The 16,988-nt window shown below is 64.0% G+C and carries 17 protein-coding genes; 6 read left to right on the forward strand and 11 right to left on the reverse strand.

Going from position 1 to position 16,988, the window contains the following annotated elements:
- Positions 1-59: 59 nt before the first annotated feature.
- The 4 genes from IP68_RS00005 to IP68_RS00020 all read right to left on the reverse strand — a co-directional run bounded on the left by IP68_RS00005 (position 60) and on the right by IP68_RS00020 (position 3,187).
- On the reverse strand, positions 60-638 hold the full coding sequence (locus IP68_RS00005) for a fasciclin domain-containing protein (RefSeq protein ID WP_054132919.1): 579 nt from the start codon (positions 636-638) through the stop codon (positions 60-62).
- A 279-nt stretch (positions 639-917) separates the two neighbouring features.
- The gene (locus IP68_RS00010) at positions 918-1,640 is read right to left on the reverse strand and encodes an anti-sigma factor domain-containing protein (RefSeq protein ID WP_156317874.1); all 723 of its coding nucleotides are present in this window, start codon (positions 1,638-1,640) and stop codon (positions 918-920) included.
- Complete coding sequence (locus IP68_RS00015; RefSeq protein ID WP_054132921.1) at positions 1,630-2,196, reverse strand: sigma-70 family RNA polymerase sigma factor; 567 nt, start codon at positions 2,194-2,196, stop codon at positions 1,630-1,632. The genes IP68_RS00010 and IP68_RS00015 overlap by 11 nt, the downstream gene beginning before the upstream one ends.
- Positions 2,197-2,203: 7 nt before the next feature.
- Positions 2,204-3,187: a threonine/serine dehydratase gene (locus tag IP68_RS00020; protein ID WP_197275676.1), complete on the reverse strand. Its 984-nt coding sequence runs from the start codon at positions 3,185-3,187 to the stop codon at positions 2,204-2,206.
- Between the two features lie 57 nt (positions 3,188-3,244).
- Here IP68_RS00020 and IP68_RS00025 point away from each other — a divergent pair, with 57 nt between their 5' ends.
- The 5 genes from IP68_RS00025 to IP68_RS00045 all read left to right on the forward strand — a co-directional run bounded on the left by IP68_RS00025 (position 3,245) and on the right by IP68_RS00045 (position 8,034).
- On the forward strand, positions 3,245-4,450 hold the full coding sequence (locus IP68_RS00025) for a saccharopine dehydrogenase family protein (protein WP_054132922.1): 1,206 nt from the start codon (positions 3,245-3,247) through the stop codon (positions 4,448-4,450).
- A 119-nt stretch (positions 4,451-4,569) separates the two neighbouring features.
- The gene (locus tag IP68_RS00030; protein WP_054132923.1) at positions 4,570-5,742 is read left to right on the forward strand and encodes a carboxynorspermidine decarboxylase; all 1,173 of its coding nucleotides are present in this window, start codon (positions 4,570-4,572) and stop codon (positions 5,740-5,742) included.
- Positions 5,743-5,875: 133 nt separating this feature from the next.
- Positions 5,876-7,069 (forward strand): type III PLP-dependent enzyme, encoded by a 1,194-nt coding sequence (locus IP68_RS00035; protein ID WP_069049954.1) that lies wholly within the window; start codon positions 5,876-5,878, stop codon positions 7,067-7,069.
- 79 nt (positions 7,070-7,148) lie between these two features.
- Entirely contained in the window at positions 7,149-7,577 is a 429-nt protein-coding gene (locus IP68_RS00040) for an MAPEG family protein (protein WP_054132924.1), read from the forward strand.
- A 13-nt stretch (positions 7,578-7,590) separates the two neighbouring features.
- Positions 7,591-8,034 carry an MAPEG family protein gene (locus tag IP68_RS00045; protein WP_054132925.1) on the forward strand — a complete coding sequence of 148 codons (444 nt, stop codon included), beginning with the start codon at positions 7,591-7,593 and terminating at the stop codon, positions 8,032-8,034.
- 2 nt (positions 8,035-8,036) lie between these two features.
- Here IP68_RS00045 and IP68_RS00050 read toward each other — a convergent pair whose 3' ends face one another.
- From IP68_RS00050 to IP68_RS00080, 7 genes are read right to left on the reverse strand one after another with little or no spacing between them, the layout of a single operon-like run.
- Positions 8,037-9,242, reverse strand: coding sequence for a class I SAM-dependent RNA methyltransferase (locus IP68_RS00050; protein ID WP_197275677.1), 1,206 nt, complete (start codon positions 9,240-9,242; stop codon positions 8,037-8,039).
- Positions 9,232-10,653 carry an NAD(P)H-hydrate dehydratase gene (locus IP68_RS00055; protein ID WP_231683572.1) on the reverse strand — a complete coding sequence of 474 codons (1,422 nt, stop codon included), beginning with the start codon at positions 10,651-10,653 and terminating at the stop codon, positions 9,232-9,234. Before IP68_RS00055 ends, IP68_RS00050 begins: the two co-directional genes overlap by 11 nt.
- Positions 10,646-11,035 carry a hypothetical protein gene (locus tag IP68_RS00060; protein WP_231683573.1) on the reverse strand — a complete coding sequence of 130 codons (390 nt, stop codon included), beginning with the start codon at positions 11,033-11,035 and terminating at the stop codon, positions 10,646-10,648. Before IP68_RS00060 ends, IP68_RS00055 begins: the two co-directional genes overlap by 8 nt.
- Positions 11,016-12,737 (reverse strand): dihydroxy-acid dehydratase, encoded by a 1,722-nt coding sequence (gene ilvD, locus IP68_RS00065; RefSeq protein WP_054132927.1) that lies wholly within the window; start codon positions 12,735-12,737, stop codon positions 11,016-11,018. The genes IP68_RS00060 and ilvD overlap by 20 nt, the downstream gene beginning before the upstream one ends.
- Positions 12,738-12,781: 44 nt before the next feature.
- The gene (locus tag IP68_RS00070) at positions 12,782-13,516 is read right to left on the reverse strand and encodes an N-formylglutamate amidohydrolase (protein WP_054132928.1); all 735 of its coding nucleotides are present in this window, start codon (positions 13,514-13,516) and stop codon (positions 12,782-12,784) included.
- Complete coding sequence (locus IP68_RS00075; RefSeq protein ID WP_054132929.1) at positions 13,513-14,421, reverse strand: 4-(cytidine 5'-diphospho)-2-C-methyl-D-erythritol kinase; 909 nt, start codon at positions 14,419-14,421, stop codon at positions 13,513-13,515. Before IP68_RS00075 ends, IP68_RS00070 begins: the two co-directional genes overlap by 4 nt.
- Before the next feature lie 18 nt (positions 14,422-14,439).
- Positions 14,440-16,092, reverse strand: coding sequence for an electron transfer flavoprotein-ubiquinone oxidoreductase (locus IP68_RS00080; protein WP_054132930.1), 1,653 nt, complete (start codon positions 16,090-16,092; stop codon positions 14,440-14,442).
- A gap of 131 nt (positions 16,093-16,223) precedes the next feature.
- On the opposite strand from IP68_RS00080, the gene IP68_RS00085 reads away from it, so the two are divergent.
- Positions 16,224-16,985: a uracil-DNA glycosylase family protein gene (locus tag IP68_RS00085; RefSeq protein ID WP_054132931.1), complete on the forward strand. Its 762-nt coding sequence runs from the start codon at positions 16,224-16,226 to the stop codon at positions 16,983-16,985.
- Positions 16,986-16,988 lie beyond the last annotated feature (3 nt).

Genomic DNA, 16,988 nt, shown 5'->3' on the forward strand with positions numbered 1-16,988 from the left:
AAAATGGCCCGCCGGTCTGGGGGGACCGGCGGGCCTGTGATGTGCCTGGGGCTAAGGGGTTAACCCGGCATCACCACGGTGTCGATCACATGCACCACACCGTTGCTCTGCATGACATCGGTCTGGGTCACGATCGACTTACCGCCCTTGGCGTCGGTCAGGACGACATTCTTGCCCTGCAGCGAGGCGGTGAGCGTTCCGCCCTGCACGGTCTTGATCATGGCCTTGCCACCGCCCTGCTTGATGAGCGCGACGACATCTGCCGCGGTCACCTTGCCGGCGACGACATGATAGGTGAGGATCGTGGTCAGCAGACCCTTGTTCTCGGGCTTCACCAGCGTTTCCACGGTGCCGGCGGGCAGCTTGGCGAACGCATCATCAGTCGGGGCGAAGACGGTGAACGGGCCGGGCGAGGCCAGCGTGTCGACCAGGCCTGCCGCCTTGACGGCAGCGACCAGAGTGGTGAGGTTGGGGGCTGCACTGGCGTTCTCGACGATCGTCTTGGCCGGGTACATGGCCGCGCCACCAACCATCGCGTGATCGGCGCCCTTGTGGTGATTGGCGAGGGCGGGTCCGGCAAACGCAAGGGTCGCAGCAGCGGTTGCGGCAAGAAGGCTGGGGGCAAGAATTTTCAGCATAGGGGAAGTCTCCGTGGGTTGTCCGTATCCGCCGGGGAAGCGGGATACGGGGGCAGCTACGCAGCGAAGCGAAGGCCGGATGCGCACGGATTAACAATTGTGAAATGGGGCGGGTTTGCAGGACCCAAGGTGTCGCAAATCGCCCTGTCGCGGGCGTTATATCCCGGTCATTCCCGCGAAGGCGGGGATCCCGCTATGCGACGGTGGCGCAAAAGCGGGACCCCCGCGTGCGCGTGGATGACGATATGGCAGCCATTTTGCGGCGATATGAGGGCTGGATCAAATCCGCTGCAACCGGCCCTGGGCGACCGTGGGCGCGCTGGGCTTGTCGGGATCGGGAAGCACCTTGGGCTCCATCGTGAGAATCAGTTCGCTCACCGGGTCGATGAACTTGCGATGCCCTTCGGGGATAGCGATGCGGGTGACCCCTCCCCGCAGCAGACGGCCCAGACGGCGCGGCTGGCCATCGGCGGGGACGATCCACAATTCGGGCTCGGTCTCGGTGACCGGCATGCCTTCCACCCGCACCAGCATTTCGGACGTGCTGCTGTCATAGCGCGCGGTCAGCAGCAAGCCGTCGATCGGCCCGGTGAGCTGGGCAACGGCGACATCGGCCTTGTCCTGCGGCGCCGGACCCGGGGATTGCGGGCTGGGCCACACCAATGCCAGCGCAAGCATGGCTGCCACCGCCGATGCGGCGAAGGTCGCGATCTTCCACCCGCCCTGCGCACGGGGTGCGGGCATCAGGGTCGTCACCTGATCTGCGGCCGCTTCGGCATCGATCGCCTGATCGATCCGCGCCATCAGCCCGCTGGGTGGAGCGACATCGGCAAAGCCGTCATACAGCGGCGCCAGCCGCGCGCGCCAGCCATCGACCTCGGCAGCAAAGCCGGGGTCGGACAGCACCAGCCGAAGCGCGGAGGCGCGATCTGCGCCGTCCAACAGGCCCAGAGCCAATTCAGCCGCCAAGGCGGACCGTTCGGGCATGGCATCACTGCTCACGCGACAGGCACTCCTTCAACTGCATCAGACCGCGGCGGATCCAGCTTTTCACCGTACCCACCGGCTTGTCCATGGCCTCGGCGATCTCGGGATAGCTGAGGCCCTGATAGAAGCCCGCCTTGATCGCAGTGGCGCGCACCGGTTCCAGCTCTTCAAGACAGGAGAAGATTTGCGCGCGCTCGCCCGCCTGGGCGAGATCCGCCGCAGGGTCTGCGGTCTCGTCGACAAGGGTTTCGCCCAGATCGGCAGGCAGCGGGTCTTCATAACGCTGGCTTCTACGCCAATCGATCGCCGCGTTGCGTGCAATGGCGCACAGCCAGGCGATAGCACTCGCCTTGGCCGGATCGAACGATCCGGCACGCTGCCACACCTTGAGATACACGTTCTGCAATACGTCCTCCGCCGCGCCCCTGTCGGTGCAGATACGCAAGCAAACGCCGTGCAGTTTCGCGGACGTCATCGCATAGACAGTCCGCAGTGCTTCGCGGTCCTGCTGGGCGACGCGGATCAGTGCCGATTGCAGGTCTGCCCTGCGGCTTTCGCTGGCTGGTGTCACCGGTCGCTCACGAGGCAAGCGCCTTGGAAAACAGCGCCGGATCGACATTTCCGCCCGACAGAATGATCAACGTGCGATCATCGACCTCGACCTTGCCTTCGAGCACGGCGGCGAGTGCGGCTGCCCCGCCCGGCTCCAGCACCAGCCGCAACCGCTCATGCGCATGCCGCATCGCGCGGAACACCTGCGCATCCGAAACGCTGACAGCGTCGGCCTTGCGCTCCTTGAGGATTTCGAACGTCAGCGGCGAGACGCGCGGGGTCAGCAGCGCGTCGCACACCGTATCGGGCGCGTCGGGCGCCACCGGCACGATCTTCTTGGCGCGCAGCGAATTGCCCATGTCGTCCCAGCCATCGGGTTCGACAACGGTGATCCGGGCGCCGGGCATGGCAAGCGCAATGCCTGCGGCAAGCCCGCCCCCGCCGCAGCAGGTCACCACCCGGTGCGGATGGATCCCGGCCTGCGCGATGATCTGCACCATCGCCTCGAGCCCGGTGCTGCCCTGCCCTTCGATGATCCAGGGATCATCAAAGCTGGGCACCACAACCGCGCCGGTTTCCGCCGCGATCCTGCTGGCGATGGCAATGCGATCTTCGCTGCGACGATCGTACAGGATAATTTCCGCGCCATAGCCGCGGGTCGATTCGATTTTGCGCTTCGGCGCATCGGCGGGCATAACGATGGTCGCCTTGATCCCCAGCCTTTTCGCCGCCCAGGCGACGCCCTGTGCATGGTTGCCGCTTGAAAAGGCGACGACACCGCGCGCGCGCTCTTCCTCGGTCAGGTCGGACAATCGGTGCCATGCTCCGCGGATCTTGAACGCGCCGATCGGCTGCAGGCACTCTGCCTTGCACCACAGGGTCATGCCGTCATGCTTCAACGGCATCAGCGGCGTCGGGGGAAGAATCGCCGAGATTTTCTTCGCGGCGCGCTCGATGCCCTCACGGCTGGGTTTGCGGTCTGCGCGAAGGGGATCACTTGGTTCTGTCATGCAGAGCCTCTATATGCACCCGCTGACAGCAATTCCAGCAATAAGGAAGAGACGGCTTTGGGCAAGATTCTGGTGATCGGTGCAGGCGGCGTGGGTTCGGTCGCGGTGCACAAGATGGCAATGAACGCGAACATATTCACCGAGATCACGCTGGCAAGCCGCCGCGTGGCCAAGTGCGACGCGATCGCCGAATCGGTTCTGGCGCGTACCGGAGTGAAGATTGCCACCGCCCAGGTCGATGCCGACGATGTCGATGCAACCTCGGCGCTGATCGAGCGGGTGAAGCCCGACCTCGTGTGCAACCTGGCGCTGCCCTATCAGGATCTCAACATCATGGACGCGTGCCTGCGCACCGACGTGCATTACATGGATACCGCGAACTACGAGCCGCGCGATGAGGCCAAGTTCGAATATGGCTGGCAGTGGGACTATCACGACCGCTTTAGGGAAGCAGGCCTGATGGCGCTGCTCGGCTCGGGCTTCGACCCCGGCGTCACCAGCGTTTTTGCAAGCTATATCAAGAAGCACCTGCTCGACCGGATCGACACGCTCGATATCCTCGATTGCAACGGCGGCGACCACGGCCAGCATTTCGCCACCAATTTCAATCCTGAGATCAACATCCGCGAAGTGACCGCCCCCTCGCGGCACTGGCAGGATGGCGAGTGGGTCGAAGGCCCTGCGCTCAGCCACAAGCAGGTGTTCGACTTCGAGGCCGTCGGCGAGAAAAACATGTACCTCATGTACCATGAGGAGCTCGAATCGCTCGCCAAGCATTATCCCGAGATCAAGCGCATCCGCTTCTGGATGACCTTCGGAGATGCCTACCTCAAGCATCTGGAAGTCCTGCAGAATGTTGGCATGACCCGGATCGATCCGGTGATGTATGAAGGCCGCGAGATCATCCCGCTGCAGTTCCTCAAGGCCGTGCTGCCCGAGCCTGCCTCGCTGGGCGAGACCACCAAGGGGAAGACCAACATCGGCGACATCGCCACCGGTGTGAAGGATGGCCAGGACAAGACGGTCTATGTCTACAACATCTGCGATCACGAGGACGCCTATGCCGAGACCGGCAACCAGGCGGTGAGCTACACCACCGGCGTTCCGGCAATGATCGGCGCGGCAATGATCCTCACCGGCAAATGGACGGGTGCGGGGGTGTTCAACATGGAGCAGTTCGATCCCGATCCGTTCATGGACATGCTCAACCAGCACGGCCTGCCCTGGCAGGTGAAGGAACTCGACGCGCCGCTGGCGTTTTGAGTTAACTCGGTCCCCTGCGAAGGCAGGGGCCCATCTCCTTCTGGTGCATCTAGGCTCAAGCTTAGGTGATGGGTTCCCGCCTTCGCGGGAAACCGACTTAAAAGAGGTCAAGCTACCCGATGGAAACCAAGGCTGGCGATCCCGGCGCGTTCCGGCATTTCGATCTCAACCGCGTCCCCTCGCCCGCATTCGTGGTCGATGAGGCAGCGGTACGGCGCAATCTGGCGATCCTTGCCGATGTCCGCGACCGGGCGGGGATCAAAATGCTCGCTGCGCTCAAGGCGTTCTCGTTCTGGCAATTGGGCGATGTGGTGGGCGAGTACCTCGACGGCACCTGCTCGTCGGGCCTGTGGGAAGCGCGGCTGGCGACCGAACATTATACAGGCGAGGTCGCAACCTATTGCGCGGGCTACAAGGCCGAGGATCTGCGCGAAATCCTGACGCTGTCCGATCACGTCATCTTCAACAGCCCCGGCCAGATCGCGCGATTCGCACCGCTGGTGGCCGAGGCACGCGCCAAGGGTGAGCAGTTCGACATCGGGCTGCGGATCAACCCTGCGCTGCCATTGGGCGAGACCCCGAAGTACGATCCGTCGCAGCCGCACAGCCGCTTGGGTCACCCGATCGACCAGCTTCGCCCCGAGCATCTCGAGGGCGTGTCGGGCATCCACTTCCATTCGCTGTGCGAGCAGGACCTGCTGCCATTGCAGGAAATCTGGGCCAAGCTCGAACCCTTGCTCGAACCTTATTTCAACCAATTGAAATGGCTGAATTTTGGTGGCGGCCACCATATTACTCGGGCGGACTATCAGCGCGATGACCTGGTCGATTTCCTTATCGCGGTGAAGGCGCGCACCGGCTGCGAGATCTATCTCGAGCCCGGCGAGGCCGTGGCGCTCGACGCGGGCATTCTGGTCGGCGAACTGCTCGATGTGTTCGACAACGGCATGAAGGTGGGAATCACCGACATCTCGGCCACCTGCCATATGCCCGATGTCATCGAGGCACCCTATCGCCCCGCCATGCTCGGGGAGCGGCCCGACGCACAGGTGATACGGCTCGGCGGGCCCTCATGTCTGGCAGGCGATATCATCGGCGACTATGGCCTGCCCGGGCCGATGGAGCCAGGGCAACGCTTCGCGTTTCTCGACCAGGCGCACTACTCGATGGTAAAAACCAATACTTTCAATGGCGTACCACTGCCTGCTATCTGGCTGTGGAACAGCGGGGACGACAGCCTGAAGGAAATTCGGTCGTTCGGATACGAGGCGTTTCGCGACCGTCTGGGGTGATAAACTCCGCGCAATTTTCCACTTTACATGCAAACAGTCGCGCCCTATTTACGCGGTCCGCTGCCCCAGGGGGACTTCCAATAACCGCAAGGCAGCCTTGTTGTTTGTTCTGTTTTTTTGGGGGTCCCTTGAGTTGCACAATTTCCTTGATGCGCTGGAGCTGATTCAGGCTCTGACACCGGCACAGCCGGTTACGCTGGACCGACCGCAGGCGGCAACGCGCGCGGCCAGGTTCTTCGTTGATCGTTTCCCCGGCAAATCGCTTTATGCGGTCAAGGCGAATCCTTCGCCCGACCTGTTGCGCGTGCTGTGGAATGCGGGAATCACACATTTCGACGTCGCCTCGATCGCCGAGGTCCGTCTGGTGGCCGAAACGCTTCCGGAAGCGACCCTGTGCTTCATGCACCCGGTCAAGACCCCCGAAGCGATCGCCGAGGCCTATCATACGCACGGCGTGCGCGTGTTCTCGCTCGATTGCCGCGAAGAGCTCGACAAGATCGTGGCCGCTACCGGCGCGCCCGAGGATCTGACGCTGTGCGTCCGGCTGCGGGTTTCGTCCGAGCATTCCGAGCTTAGCCTTGCGTCCAAGTTCGGCACCGAGCTCACCGAAGCGCGTGACCTGCTGATGGCAACCCGTCAGGCCGCAGACAGCCTTGGCATCTGCTTCCACGTCGGCAGCCAGGCGATGAGCCCGCACGCCTATGTTCAGGCGCTTGACCGCGTCCGCGCGGCAATCGTCGATGCATCGGTCACCGTCGACGTCATCGATGTCGGTGGCGGCTTCCCGTCGGCCTATCCCGGCATGCAGCCCCCGCCTCTCGAGGATTATTTCGCGATCATCGAACGCACCTTCGAAAGCCTGCCGATCAGCTATTCGGCCGAACTGTGGTGCGAACCGGGCCGCGCGCTGTGCGCCGAGTACAACTCGATCATCGTTCGCGTCGACCGGCGCCGCGGCGAGGAACTGTATATCAACGACGGAGCTTATGGCGCTCTGTTCGATGCCGCGCATATCGGCTGGCGCTTTCCCGTCCGCTATCTGGGCGACACGCGCAGCAGCACGATGGCCGACTTCGCGTTCTTTGGCCCGACCTGTGACGATATCGATTACATGGCCGGCCCCTTCCCGCTGCCTGCGGACATCAAGGCTGGCGATTATATCGAGATCGGCATGATCGGTGCCTATGGCGCGGCGATGCGCACTGCGTTCAACGGCTTCGGCACCAGCGACCATTATACCGTCGGCGACGAGCCGATGCAGTCGATGTACACCGGCGAGGCCCGCCCGCACTGGCGCGCCGACAATGTGGTCAGCATCACCCGCTGAATCGCAATTAAGTTGCGATTGACAATCTATTAAGGCTGACGCAGTTTCCTTCCCTGTATCGCAGGGGAGGGAACTGCCGATGTCCGCCAACATACTCACGCCAGCCGCGGTGCTGGTGCTCTGGTCGCTTGTCATGCTGTTCTGGATGGCCGGAACGCGGCTACCGGCAGCCAGGAAAATGGGTGTCGACATTTCGCAGGCCACTGGTGGCCGGGGAAGCGATCTCGACCCCGCACTGCCCCCGCAGGTGGCCTGGAAATCCCACAACTACGCGCACCTCATGGAACAGCCGACGATCTTCTATGCGACCATTGCGATCATCGCGATCGCCGGTGCCGGCACCGATGGCCTGAACGTCGCTCTCGCCTGGGGCTATGCGCTGATCCGGATCGTGCACAGTATCTGGCAGGCCACGGTGAACAAGGTCCAGACCCGCTTCCTGCTGTTCCTCGCCTCGACACTGTGCCTCATCGTGCTGGCCGTTCGCGCCCTGCTCGCCACGCTCTGAAGGAAACGCACCCATGACCAGCGCCATTCTCCAACCCGTCGTCATCCTTCTCGCCTGGACCATGGTCATGTGGCTGTGGATGTACGTCACCCGCATACCGGCGATGCAGCGCGCCAAGATCGATGTCGCCAATCTCAAGGGTGGCACCGGAAAGGACCTCGATGCCGTGCTGCCTCCAGAGGTCCAGTGGAAAGCGCACAACTACAACCACCTGCTGGCTGAACCTACGGTGTTTTATGCGGTGTGTATCGTGCTTGCCATCATCGGCCATGGAGAAGGCATGAACCTTGCGGTCGCGTGGCTGTATGTTGCGCTGCGAGTGGCGCACAGCCTGCTGCAGGCGACCGTCAACCGCGTCGCGATCCGCTTCCTGCTGTTCGCCTCATCCAGCCTGTGCCTGATCGTGCTGGTCTTTCATGCGGCCATTCCGATCTTCGACCTGCATCTGCACGGCTGAAATCAGCCGGCGCGGACGAATTCGCTGGCCAATTCGACATGGGTTGACCAGCGGAACTGCCCGACCGGCCACACCGTCTTGAGCTCGAACCCGGCATCGCACAGGGTCCGCGCATCGCGGGCGAAGGTCGCCGGGTTGCAGCTCACATAGCACAACCGCTTGAGGCTGGACGCGGCGATGGCGGCGATCTGCGCCTCGGCCCCGGCGCGCGGCGGATCGAGCACCAGCCCGTCGAAGCGGCTAAGCATGTAGGCCTGCAGCGGATTGCGGAACAGATCGCGATGCTCGGCAAACACCGGCAACTGGCGCGCATTGGCCGCCTGGGTCAGCGCCAGCACCGGATCGCGCGCGGCCTCTGCGGCATAAAGCTTGCGCCCCGGCTCGCTCAGGTGGAAGGCAAAGCTGCCAAGGCCCGCAAACAGGTCCGCGACCATCCGTGCACCCGCCAGCGCCTCGCGCGCGGCTACCGCCAGGGCGGCTTCGCCATCGGTGGTGGCCTGCAGGAAGCTCGCATGCGGGAAGCGCACCGCGACATCGCCAAAGCTCACCGTCACCGGCACCGGTTCATATTGGGTCTCGGGGCCATAGCCCTGATCGATCGACAGCCGGGCAAGGCCCTGCGTCTCGGCAAAGGCAGACAGCATCTCATGCTCGGCGACGCTGCTTGGCGCCAGCCCGGTGATCAGCACGTCGATGCCCTGGTCGATCTCGGCAAGCTCGACCTGGCCTGACAGCTTGGGCTTGGGCCATTTCGCGACCAGCCCCCGCACCGCCGTCATGACGTCAAACAGTCTTGGCGCCACGATCTCGCAGCTGCGGATATTGACCAGATCGTGGCTGCCCTGCCCGGCAAAACCCAGGGTTGCCGCCGATTTCATGCGGGTATAGCGCAGGCTTGCGCGCCTGCGGCTGCGCGGGGGCGAGAGGTGGACAGGGCGCACTTCGCCTATGGTTATGCCTTTGGCGATCAACGGACCGGTGACGCGCTCGCGCACGAAATCAGCCAGCGCCTCATCATCGAGGTGCTGCAGGCTGCACCCGCCGCATGAGCCGAAATGCGGGCATGGCGGCGTCGCGTGATGCGGGCCGGGGATGACGGCGCCATCGGGTGCGATCGTGTCCCCCGGGGCAGCGCCCGCAACATGACGACCCGAAGCAGTGACACCATCTCCCCGCGCGGCGACCCGCACGATCAGCTCATCGTTCAAGACAGAACTCCACCGCCAGCGGCAGCGCTTCAGCGAGTTGCCAGGCCGTAAAGGCTGGTCCTGCGTTGCGCGCCGCGCGGTCGTGCAACCAGACCGCCTCGGCCAGCGCATGCATTGTCTCACCATGATTGGCAAGCCGTGCGGCAATGCATCCGGCAAGGACATCGCCGGTGCCCGCCACCGACAGCCAGGTGCAGCGGCGGTCGGCGATGATGGTGCCGCCATCAGGCGCTGCGATCACGCTGTCCGCGCCCTTGTAGAGCACACAGGCGCCAAGCGCCGCAGCCAGGCTTACGGCGCGAGCGGCCTTGTTGAGGGCCCCATCCTCCTCGCCTGCCAGCGCGATAAACTCGCCATCGTGCGGGGTGAGCGAGAGCGGCGCCTCGCGGTCCCGCACCGCGTCCCGCCGGCTGCCCAGCAGATGCAGCGCATCGGCATCGAGAACCAGCGGGTACGGACAGGCCAGAGCGGCATCGAGCAGCGCCTCTGCTGCACAATCGCGTCCCAGGCCAGGTCCCGCCAGCACCGCGCCAATGCGCGGATCGCAGAGTGCTTCGGCCACGGCAGCCGCGTCATCCGCACGTTGCCAGACGATATCGGCGGGGAGCATTGCAGGCGGCTCCCCTGCCCCCAGAATCTTGACATAGCCTGCCCCGGTGCCCTGTGCGGCGCGGGCCGCGAGCAACGCTGCCCCGGGCATCGCGCCTGCCAGCACCATAACCAGGCCGCGCCGGTATTTGTGGGAACGGGCATCCGGCGGCGCGATCAGCGGCCTGGTGATCCGGGTTGCGGCGTTGTCAGGTGATGTCACACCGATTTTGATGAGGCTGAGCGTGGCGCAGTCGCTGGCGACCGGCTCCAGCACATGCGCATATTTCAACGCACCCAGCGCCAGGACATGGTCGAATGGCAAGGGATCGTTGAGCCATACCGCGCGATCGGCATCGGCGCCGCTGGGCAGATCGACCGCAAAGCTGCGGCGCGCCCTCAGGACCAGTGCCTTGAACCGATCCCAGACCGGAGCATCGAGGGGCCGCGTCAGCCCGCTGCCGAACAGGCAATCCACGATCTGCGGCGCCGGTACAGCATCGGCCAGCGCGATGACCTCGCCGGCGAACCGCGCCCGCGCCTTGCGCGCGGCCTCGGTACGAGGTTCGGCCAGCGCTGCGACTGTTATCGGCACCCCCTTGTCGCGCAAAGACTGTGCGATAACATAGCCATCGCCGCCATTATTGCCGGGACCGCACAAGACGAGCGTCGGGACACAACCGCCGATCCGCCAGATCATTTCGCCGGCGGCGGTTCCCGCACGCAGCATCAGCGCATCGACCGACACGCCGGTATCGAACACCGCTTGTTCAGCCGCGACCATCTGCGCGACCGTCAGAACGGCTGTGCCGGTATCAGCCACCGCCCGCGCCAGGCTTGATCGTCGCGGGAATGCGATAACGGTCCTCGCCCACCGTCAGCTGGATCCGGCCATCGGCGAGCGGCGTGACCACCGCTTCCTCGGCGCCATCGGCCGCGACCAGTCCGCGGCCATCGCTGACGATCTCGAACCGGCGGAAACCACCATCCGGGTGACGCATTACCAGTTCGCGCCGATCGCCGTTCTGCACGCGCTCGGCGTCGCATTGCTCGGTGAACTCGGTCTCGTTGCCCAGCGCGCAGGCGATGCGGCTGTCATCGCCGCCGCTCGGCAATTCGGCGTCGGACTCCGTGTCGGCCGAGCACGCCGCTGCTGCGCCCGAGAGCAACAGCAGGACGAGCGCGTCAGATGTCCGCATAAACATGCTTTTCCGCCTTGGCGCCGGGATGTGTGAGCGCGCCCTTGCTCGCAGGGCCGACATTCTGCGCATAGCGCCAAAGGGCACCTGCCTGATAGTCATTCTCGCGCGGTTGCCATGCGGCACGACGCTCGGCCAGCATCGCGTCATCGACGAGCAGGTCGATCGTTCCGGCTTCGGCATCGATCACGATGAGATCGCCGTCCTCGACCAGTGCGATCGGACCGCAATCGGCAGCCTCCGGCCCAACATGGCCGATGCAGAAGCCGCGCGTCGCGCCCGAGAAGCGGCCATCAGTAATCAAAGCGACGCTCTCGCCCATGCCCTGGCCGTAAAGCGCGGCGGTGGTCGACAGCATCTCGCGCATGCCCGGACCGCCCTTGGGACCTTCGTAGCGGATCACGATGACCGAGCCTTCCGCGATCTGGCGCGCCTCGACTGCGGCAAAGCAATCCTCTTCGCAATCGAACACCTGTGCCGGGCCGGTGAACTGCAGCCGCGCCATCCCCGCCACCTTGACAATCGCGCCATCGGGCGCCAGCGAACCCTTGAGGCCGACGACACCGCCGGTAGGGCTGAGCGGCGTCTTGACGTCATAGATCACTTTCTGGTCAGGGTTCCAGGTGACCTCGTCGATGTTCTCTCCCAGCGTCTTGCCGCTCACCGTCATGCAGTTGCCGTGGAGCAGTCCATTGGCCAGCATCGTCTTCATCAGCATGTAGACGCCGCCAGCCTCGTACATGTCCTTTGCAACATAGCGCCCACCGGGTTTGAGATCGGCGATATAGGGTGTCGACTTGAACATCTCGGCGACGTCGAACAGATCGAAATCGATCCCGGCCTCGCTCGCCATGGCAGGCAGATGCAGCCCGGCGTTGGTCGATCCGCCAGTAGCCGCGACCACGCGTGCAGCATTTTCAAAGGCTTCGCGCGTACAGATATCACGCGGCCTCAGGTTTAGTGCCAGCAGCTCCATCACCTGCTTGCCAGCGGCAATCGCAATATCGGCGCGGCTTTCATAAGGTGCAGGCATCATGTTGCTGTTCGGCAGCGAGAGGCCGATCGCCTCTCCCACGCATGCCATGGTATTCGCGGTGAACTGACCCCCGCACGCGCCATGCCCGGGGCAGGCGACCTTTTCCAGCGCGGTCAGGTCCTTGAGCGGGCAGTTGCCCGCGGCATGCTGGCCCACGGCCTCGAACACGTCCACCACGGTCACATCCTTGCCGCCGAAATGGCCGGGCAAGATCGACCCGCCATAGACGAAGATCGACGGTACGTTGAGCCGCAGCATCGCCATCATCATGCCGGGCAGCGACTTGTCGCACCCTGCAAAGCCGACCAGCGCATCATAGCAATGCCCGCGCACTGACAGTTCGACCGAATCGGCGATCACCTCGCGGCTGACCAGCGAGCTCTTCATGCCCTGATGGCCCATGGCGATGCCATCGGTGACGGTGATGGTGTTGAACCGGCGCGGCATTCCGCCGCCTGCGTTCACGCCATCGCGGCACAGATCGGCCTGCGCATTAAGCGTGGTGTTGCACGGCGCGCTGTCGTTGCCCGCGCTGGCGATGCCGACAAAAGGCCGCCCGATCTCCTCCTCGGTCAGCCCCATGGCGTAATAATAGCTGCGATGCGGCGCGCGCTCGGGTCCGACCGAGACGTGGCGGCTGGGCAGTTTCGACTTATCGAACGAATGTGTCATGATGAGGCCTTTCTTTGGTGGCGCTCTTTCCAAAAAGCACGGCTTTACGCAAGTCTGTTGCTGCAGGTCAGCAAAACAGGCGCGAGCGCTTCTGCCATCCGCCGGACGCCCGTATCCGAGCCGACATGGTCCTGGCGCATCTCGACGCCCAGATAGGGACGGCCTTGATCCTCGGCATGCAGGTTCATCGTCGCGTTGAGCGCGGTGCCGGCATAGGGCAGTTGGTCACCGACATGCAGCCCCGCCTGTTCGAGCAGGGGAATGGCAATGCGCGCAGCGCGGTCGTCGCGGTTGTAGAGAATGCCGATGTCCCAGGGGCGAACCTCTTTGGGCCTGATGGCAAGGCTTGGTGTAAAACTGTGCAGCGACAGGATGAAGGGTCGCTCAATACTCTCGAGCGCGGCGGCGACCGCGGCATGATAGGGGCGATAGAAGGCCGCCAGCCGGGCCTCGACATCGGCCCCGGCGTTCCCCGGTATCGCGATACCGTCGCTGACTGCAGGGATCAGGCCGGGCGCGTCTTCTTCGCGGTTGAAATCGATCACCAGACGCGACACGCCCGCCAGCACCGCGCCGCAGCCCAGAACCTGGCAGAGCTTTCGCGATACGCCGGCCACGCCGATGTCGATCGCGACATGGCGCTGCAGCACGTCGTCGGCCACGCCCAGATCAATCCCTGCGGGGACATGGTTGCTGGCATGATCGGCCACTATCAGAATGTTGGCACCCGGCGCACCAGGGACGGGCGCAATCAGGTCATAGGGCTGGAAGCTGCTCATCGCAGAGTACCTCGCATGGCCCACCAGTCAGGATACGCGCGGCGGATCGCCTGATGCGCGGCATCTGTATCGGCACCGCTGCGAAACAATGCAAAGCAGGTCGCTCCGCTTCCCGACATCCGGCACAGCAGGACCCCGGGCTGCGCATCCAGCGTATCGAGCACAGCACCGATCTCTGGCACCAGCGCGCGCGCCGGCGCTTCCAGGTCGTTGCGTCCGGAATCGATGATCGCAGCAAGGCTGGAACTGTCGAGCGTGCCCCGATCGTGCTGGTCCCAGCCTTTGAACACCGGCGCAGTGCCCAGCGGAATGCCTGGATTGATCAGCAGGATCGGCGTGCCCGCAAGCCCGGGCAGATCAAGCGGCGCAAGCGCCTCGCCGCGCCCATCCACCCGCAATGTGTGGCTGATCACGCAGGCGGGAATATCCGACCCCAGCGTCTCTCCGATCGCGCATAGCGCCGCATCGTCAAGGCCGCACCGCCAAAGCCGGTTGAGCAGGCGCAGCGCCGCGGCCGCGTCCGCCGACCCGCCACCGATGCCCGAGGCGACCGGCAGGTTCTTGGTGAGGTAGAGGTTGGCGCCGAATTGTGCGCCCCCATCCGTGTTCGCGAGCGCAGGCGTGGGCCAAGCGGAGAGCTTGAGGCTGTTTGCGGCGCGGAGCACCAGATTTTCCGGCCCATCGTCCAGCCCGGCCGCAAACGGTCCATCAATGCTGAGCGCAAGCACGCCATCATCGCGCAGTTCAGCGCGCAGGACATCGCCGCTGTCGACAAAGACAAACAGGCTCTCGATGTCATGATAGCCATCGCCCCGCCGACGCCGCACGTGCAGGGCGAGGTTGACCTTGGCAAAGGCGGTTTCGATCAGCACCACGGCTCCCGCGGGTCGAACCCTTCCCAACATGGGAAGGGTTCAAGGACATCACATGTTCGGATAGTTCGGGCCGCCGCCGCCTTCGGGGACCACCCAGTTGATGTTCTGGCTCATTTCCTTGATGTCGCAGGTCTTGCAGTGGACGCAGTTCTGCGCGTTGATCTGGAAGCGCGGGTTGCCTTCTTCCTCGCCGACGATCTCGTACACCCCGGCCGGGCAGTAACGCTGCGCCGGCTCGTCGTACAAAGGCAGGTTGTAGGTTACCGGCAACGCCGGATCCTTGAGCTGGAGGTGGACCGGCTGGTCCTCCTCGTGGTTGGTGTTCGACAGGAACACCGAGGACAGCCGGTCGAAGGTGATCACGCCGTCGGGCTTTGGATAATCAGGCTTCCGGTACATGTCGGCCCGGCCCATGTGCTTGTAGTCGGGGTCGTGCTTCATCGTGATCGGCAAACCGATTTTCAACTGGCGCATCCACATGTCGATCCCTGCCAGCACCGTGCCCATGGTGCCGCCGAACTTGTCGACCAGCGGCTCGACATTCTGCACCTTCTTGAGCTCTTCGGCGATCCAGCTGGCGTTGAGCGTATCCTGATAATCCGCCAGTTCATCCGAGCTGCGATCCGCTTGGATCGCGCGGAAGGCGCTCTCGGCGGCGAGCATGCCCGATTTCATCGCGGTATGGCTGCCCTTGATGCGCGGCACGTTGACGAAGCCCGCGCTGCATCCGATCAGCGCGCCGCCCGGGAAGGCAAGCTTGGGCACCGACTGCCAGCCGCCCTCGTTGATTGCACGCGCTCCGTACGAAACGCGCTTCCCACCTTCCAGGATTGCGCGGATTTCGGGGTGCAGCTTCCAGCGCTGGAACTCCTGGAACGGCGACAGATGCGGGTTCTGGTACGACAGCGCCACCACGAAGCCCAGCGCGACCTGGCCATTGGCCTGGTGATACAGGAAGCCCCCGCCCCAGGCATCGTCGAGCGGCCAGCCCTGGGTGTGGATCACACGGCCCGGGACGTGCTTCTTGGGGTCGATGTCCCACAGCTCCTTGAGGCCGATGCCATAGGTCTGCGGCTCGCAATTGGCTTCCAGATCGAACTGGCGCTTGAGGATCTTGGTAAGATGGCCGCGCGCGCCTTCGGCAAAGAAGGTGTAGCGTGCGTGCAGCTCGAGACCGGGCGTGTAGTCGGCCTTGTGCTCGCCGTCCCGACCGATCCCCATGTCGCCGGTGGCGACACCCTTGATCGAGCCATCCTCGTTGTACAGGATCTCCGCGGCGGCAAAGCCCGGGAAAATCTGGACTTCGAGCTCTTCGGCCTTTTCAGCGAGCCAGCGGCACAGATTGCCCAGGCTGCCGGTATAGGTGCCCTTGTTGTGCATGAATCCGGGAGTCGCCAGATGCGGGATCGCGAACTTGCCGGTCTTGCTGAGCACCCAGTGATGGTTCTCGGTCACCGGGGTTTCCGCCATCGGGCAGCCCTGCTCACGCCAATCGGGGAGCAGCTCATCAAGCGCGCGCGGGTCGATCACCGCGCCCGAAAGAATGTGCGCGCCGACTTCCGAGCCCTTCTCGATGACGCAGACTTCGATTTCCGCGTTGTTTTCCGCAGCCAGCTGTTTGAGCCGGATCGCCGCAGCAAGGCCAGCAGGGCCTGCGCCGACAATCACGACGTCAAAAGGCATGGATTCGCGTTCACTCATCGTTCGTTCCCCGTTGCTCAGGACCGGCCCTATGCCATAAGGACAAATGCAATGGACCTTCCGTTCCTCTCCAATAGTGCCGCGTGGCGCAAGTCAACCCGCTTTGGCGTCGGGCGATCGTGCTTTGTGCGATGAGCGATGAGCTGAAGCTGGCCCAAAGCCTGGTCGATTGGTGGCAGCTGGCCGGGGTCGAATGGGACTATGCCGAGAGCCCCAACGACTGGTTGGCGGACGATCCGGCACCACAGACGCGCACCGTCGCGCCGCTGATATCCCAATCTCCGGTGTCGTCCCCTCCCCGCCCGGCAGCGGTCGCAGCGCAGCCCAAGCCCACGCCAGCGATCACGGTTGCGCTGCCCGATGATCTCGCAGCGTTCCAGCAGGCATGGAGCGAGGGAGCGCTTGGTCCCGATGGAGGCGATGGAGGCTGTCTTGCGCCGCATGGGGCGGTGGGCGCCAAGGTCATGGTGATCACCGCGGCGCCAGAGCGTGACGACGAAACCACGGTCCTTTCGGGCAAAGCGGGCAAGCTGATCGTCAATATCGCCGCGGCGGCGGGCTTTGCGCCCGAGACCCTGTACCGTGCATCCTATTTTCCGCGGGTCGTGCTCGACGGCAGGGCAGCGGCCGAGCATGTCGATGCTTGGCGCCGGATCGCCATGCATCATATCGCGCTTGTGCAGCCCGAATTGCTGGTGGTTGCAGGCGGAGACACCGCCAGAGCGCTGCTGGGACACGATCCATCGCAAAAGCCACCAGTTTTACATTTTCTTAACCATGGTGGCGGAACTGTCAAAACGGTTGTCATGCGCAAGCCCAGCCTGATGTTTCATCGCATCGCGCAGGAGAAGGCCATGGCGTGGCAAAGCTGGCAATTGCTGCTTGTGGAGTAGAAT

Origin of the sequence: Blastomonas sp. AAP25 (assembly GCF_001295965.1) — a bacterium.
Lineage (GTDB): Bacteria > Pseudomonadota > Alphaproteobacteria > Sphingomonadales > Sphingomonadaceae > Blastomonas > Blastomonas fulva.

Excerpts from the sequence above, each read along its gene's own strand:
- IP68_RS00040 (WP_054132924.1), top strand. The coding sequence starts at position 7,149 with ATGTCCGCCAACATACTCACGCCAGCCGCGGTGCTGGTGCTCTGGTCG.
- IP68_RS00060 (WP_231683573.1), bottom strand. The coding sequence starts at position 11,035 with ATGTTTATGCGGACATCTGACGCGCTCGTCCTGCTGTTGCTCTCGGGC.
- IP68_RS00085 (WP_054132931.1), top strand. The coding sequence starts at position 16,224 with ATGAGCGATGAGCTGAAGCTGGCCCAAAGCCTGGTCGATTGGTGGCAG.
- IP68_RS00045 (WP_054132925.1), top strand. The coding sequence starts at position 7,591 with ATGACCAGCGCCATTCTCCAACCCGTCGTCATCCTTCTCGCCTGGACC.
- IP68_RS00075 (WP_054132929.1), bottom strand. The coding sequence starts at position 14,421 with ATGTTGGGAAGGGTTCGACCCGCGGGAGCCGTGGTGCTGATCGAAACC.
- ilvD (WP_054132927.1), bottom strand. The coding sequence starts at position 12,737 with ATGACACATTCGTTCGATAAGTCGAAACTGCCCAGCCGCCACGTCTCG.
- IP68_RS00030 (WP_054132923.1), top strand. The coding sequence starts at position 4,570 with ATGGAAACCAAGGCTGGCGATCCCGGCGCGTTCCGGCATTTCGATCTC.
- IP68_RS00070 (WP_054132928.1), bottom strand. The coding sequence starts at position 13,516 with ATGAGCAGCTTCCAGCCCTATGACCTGATTGCGCCCGTCCCTGGTGCG.
- IP68_RS00005 (WP_054132919.1), bottom strand. The coding sequence starts at position 638 with ATGCTGAAAATTCTTGCCCCCAGCCTTCTTGCCGCAACCGCTGCTGCG.
- IP68_RS00020 (WP_197275676.1), bottom strand. The coding sequence starts at position 3,187 with ATGACAGAACCAAGTGATCCCCTTCGCGCAGACCGCAAACCCAGCCGT.
- IP68_RS00080 (WP_054132930.1), bottom strand. The coding sequence starts at position 16,092 with ATGAGTGAACGCGAATCCATGCCTTTTGACGTCGTGATTGTCGGCGCA.